Raw genomic sequence first — 4,076 nt, 5'->3', positions numbered from 1 at the left:
CGACCACCCCCGCCCCGAGGAACGCTCCGACGTGGCCGGTTACCAGTCGCAGCGGCTGCCCGCCGGGCTCGGCACGGCGGTCCGTGAGCTGGCCCGCGCCGAGGGGGTCACCCCGTTCGCCGTCCTGCTGGCGGGGTTCGCCGCGCTGCTGCACGCCGAGAGCGGGCAACCGGACCTCGTCGTCGGCGTGCCCACCGCCGGCCGGGAACGTGCCGAGCTGGCCGGACTGCTCGGCTGCTTCGCCGACCTGCTGCCGCTGCGGCTGGACGTGGCCGGGCGGCCCACCTTCCGGCAACTCGTCGGGCGCGCGTACCGGACCGCCCGGGAGGCGTACCGGCACCAGGGGCTGCCGTTCGCGACCATCGTGGAGGCGCTGCGGCTGCCCCGGCAGGCCGCGTACCACCCGCTGTTCCAGTGCGTGCTCAACGTCATCGACGGCCCGGACGAGCTGCCCGAGTTCGCCGGCCTGACCGCCTCCCCGGTGGACGTGCCGAGCGTCGGCGTCGACTTCGACCTCTTCCTCAGCCTCACCTGGCAGGACGAGGAGCTGCACGCCGACCTGGCGTACAGCGCCGACCTGTTCACCCCGGAACGGATGGTCCGGCTGCTCACCGCCCTCGGCCGGGTGCTGGACGAGGGGCTGCGCCGCCCGGACGCGCCGCTCGGCGGGCCGGCCGCCGTGCCGCCCCGCCCGTCCGCCCGGCCGGCGCCCCGGCTGGTGCTCGGCGGCACCGCCGACGTGCCGGGGCTGGCCGACACGGTCCGCTTCTGGACCGGGCTGCTCGGCCTGCCGTACGCCCCGGCGCCGCTGCCCGGCGGCGCGGTGCTGCGGCTGCTGCGCGACCCGGCCGCCGGCCTGGCCGCCGCCCCGACCGACCGCAACGCGCTGCTGCTGCGCTGGGCGGACCGGCTCACCCCCGGCCCGTTGAGCGCCGCCACGGTCGGGCTGCGGGCCTGGCGCGCCGAGCTGGAAGCCGCCCTCGACGCCTACCGCGGCTGGTCGGCGGCCCCGCTGACGCTGTTGGTCGGCCCGGCCACCCCACCCCACCACGAGCCGCCCTGGGCGGGGATCTTCGCCGACCTGACCGAGGAGCTGCGGGCCGGCCAGGCCGACCGTCCCGGCGTCGACGTGGTGCCGCTGGCCGGCTGGGCCCACCGCTACCGGGTGCCGGCCGTCACCGCCGGGGACGACTGGTCGCCCGAGCTGCGGGCGGTGGCCGGCACGGTGCTGGCCCGCCGGGCTCTCCCGCACCCGTCGGTCGCCCGTCTCGTCGTACCCCCGGAGCCGGCCGACGGGCCGGCGGAGCTGGCCGCCCTGCTCGCGGCGCAGGTCCGGGCCGGGCGCGAGGTCGTGCTCACCGCGGCGCCGTCGGCCCCCGCGCTGGCCGCGCTGCTCACCGCCGGGATCGTCGGGTACGACCCGACGCCGCCCACCGACGGCGCCACCCTGGTCCTGCACCCGGCGACCGAACCCGCCCCGGCCGGCGCGCCCGCCGTTCCGTTCGACCCGGCGACCGGCCCGGCCGCCGTGCTGCGCGGCCTCTGGCTGCTCGACGCCCCGCCCGGCGACACCGACGGGCGACCGGTGGACACCGCCCTGTACGCCGAGGTGGCCATCGAGCTGGCCGAGGCGGCCGCCGTGCGGGACGCCGTCGCGGACGGCTACCGCCGTCGGGCCGACCGGGCCGCCGCCGCGCCGCGCACCGACCGGGAACGGCAGCTGGTGGCGATCTGGTCGGAGCTGCTGCGCGCCGGCGGGCTCGGCATCCACGACGACTTCTTCGCCAACGGCGGTGACTCGCTGCTGGCCATGCAGCTCGTCGCCCGCTGCGCCGAGGCGGGCCTGGCGGTCACCCCCCGGCAGCTCGTCCAGCACCCCACCGTCGCCGAGCTGGCCGCCAGCCTCGGCACCGCGGCCACCATCGACGCCGAGCAGGGCGAGGTGACCGGCGAGGCGCCGCTGACCGGGGCGCAGCGCTGGTTCACCGACCTGATCGCGCCGACCATGGGCCGGCCGGCCCTGTTCAACCACCCCTACTACCTGCAGCTCGCCCGCCCGCTCCCCGCCGACCTGCTCCGCGAGGCGGTACGCCGCCTGGTCGCCCAGCACGACGCGCTGCGGCTGCGCTTCACCCGGCAACCCGACGGAGGCTGGCGGCAGCACCACGCCGACCCGACCGAAGCGGTCCCGTTCACCAGCCACGACCTCACCGGCGTACCGGTGGCCGAGCGGACGGCGGCGGCCGAGGCCCGCTGCGCCGCGGAGCAGACCGGGCTGGACCTGACCGCCGGTCCGCTGGTGCGGGTCGCGCACCTACGACTCGGCCCGGAACTGCCCGACCGGCTGCTGATCGTCACGCACCACCTGGTGGTCGACGCGGTCTCCCGGGGGCTGCTCCTGGCCGACCTCGAGACCCTCTGCGGCCAGCTCGACCGGGGCGAGGAACCGCAGCTGCCCGCCAAGACCACCTCGTACCGGAGCTGGGCGCAGCGGCTGGCCGGACACGCCGGCTCGGACCGGCTGCGCGGCCAGCTGCCGTACTGGTTGGCCCAGGCCGACGACGACGGGCTGCGCCGGCTCGCCGACGTGCCGGACGACGGGCCGTACCGGCTGGGCGATCTGGGCCTGACGTCGGTGACCCTCGACGCGGCGGCCACCCGCGGGCTGCACACCGCCGCCCGGCGGCTGCGGGCCAGCGTCCGGGACCTGCTGGTCTGGGCGGTGGTCGACACCGTCAGTGCGCGTACCGGCGGACCGGTCACCGTGGCCACCACCGGGCACGGCCGGGAACCGCTCTTCGACGACGTGGACACCAGCCGGACCACCGGCTGGTTCCAGGTGCTCTATCCGCTGCGGCTGGAGCTGCCGGCCGGCACCGACCCGGCCCGCTCGGTCCGGTCGGTGATCCGCCAGCTCGGCCGGGTGCCGGACAACGGCATCGGGTACGGGTTGCTCCGCCACCTCTGCCCCGACCCGGAGGTACGCCGGCAGCTCGAGGCCGTCCGGTCGCCGTCGATCGCGGTCAACTACATGGGCGGCTTCGGCTTCGACGACGTCTCCCCCGGCAGTCAGCTCCTCGACGTGTGCCCCGCCCCGTTCGGGCCCACCGAGGACGAGACCGGGCACTGGCCCTTCCCGTTCGACGTGACCGGCGCGCTCACCGGCGACGCGCTGCGCGTCGACCTCAGCTACGCCACCCCGGCCTTCCGGCCGGAAACCGCAGATCACCTGCTCGACGGCATCCGGACCGGCCTGCTGCGCCTGGTCGGGGACCACGGGCAACCGCCACGACAGTAGGAGGAGACCCATGGCGTTCCGACGCCCGTCCCGGTTCGCCGGGTTCACCACGATCTGGTTCGGCCAGCTGCTGTCGGCGCTGGGCACCCGGATGACGAACTTCGCCGTGAGCATCTGGGTGTGGGACGTCACCGGCCGGGCCTTCGACCTGACCCTGCTGATGGCGTTCGCGTTCGGCGCGACCGTCATCTTCAGCCCGATCGCCGGTGCCCTGGTCGACCGGTGGAGCCGCCGGCTGACCGTCGTGCTCAGCGACGTCGGCTCGGCCGTCACCACCGCCGTCCTGCTGCTGCTCTTCCTCACCGACTCGGTGCAGGTCTGGCACCTCTACCTGGTCAACCTGGTCACCGGCGCGTTCCTCGCGTTCCAGCTGCCGGCCTACCAGGCGACCATCACGGTGATGATGGAGAAGGGCCAGTACCCGAAGGCCAACGCGATGATGTTCGCGGTCCGGACCATCCCGGTGATCTTCGCGCCCGGCTTCGCGGCGGCCCTGCTCGGCCTGCTCGACATCAAGGTCATCCTGGCCATCGACGCGGCGTCGTACCTGGTGGCGATCGGCGCGGTGCTGCTGGTCGAGCTGCCGCCGGTGCCACGGGCCGCGCACGACGACGGCGGTTTCTGGTCCGACACCCTCCACGGCTTCCGCTACATCGTGAAGAGCCGGGCGTTCACCGGGCTGGAGGCGATCCTGTTCGCCATCAACGTGCTCGCCGCGGTCGGCTTCGCGCTGCTCGTCCCGCAGATCCTGGCCCGCACCGACAGCAGCACCAACGCC

General features: G+C 75.7%; 2 protein-coding genes. Both read left to right on the top strand.

Annotated elements, in window-relative coordinates:
• On the top strand, positions 1 to 3,298 hold a 3,298-nt coding region (locus ONA70_RS35010; RefSeq protein WP_265010769.1), incomplete at its 5' end, for a condensation domain-containing protein.
• A 10-nt stretch (positions 3,299 to 3,308) separates the two neighbouring features.
• Positions 3,309 to 4,076 (top strand): MFS transporter (locus ONA70_RS35005; RefSeq protein WP_265010768.1); only part of this gene is annotated, 768 nt, incomplete at its 3' end.

Source organism: Micromonospora yasonensis, assembly GCF_026013475.1.
In the GTDB taxonomy this organism is placed as follows: Bacteria; Actinomycetota; Actinomycetes; order Mycobacteriales; family Micromonosporaceae; genus Micromonospora; species Micromonospora yasonensis.
This window is presented reverse-complemented; position numbering and strand designations above follow the sequence as displayed.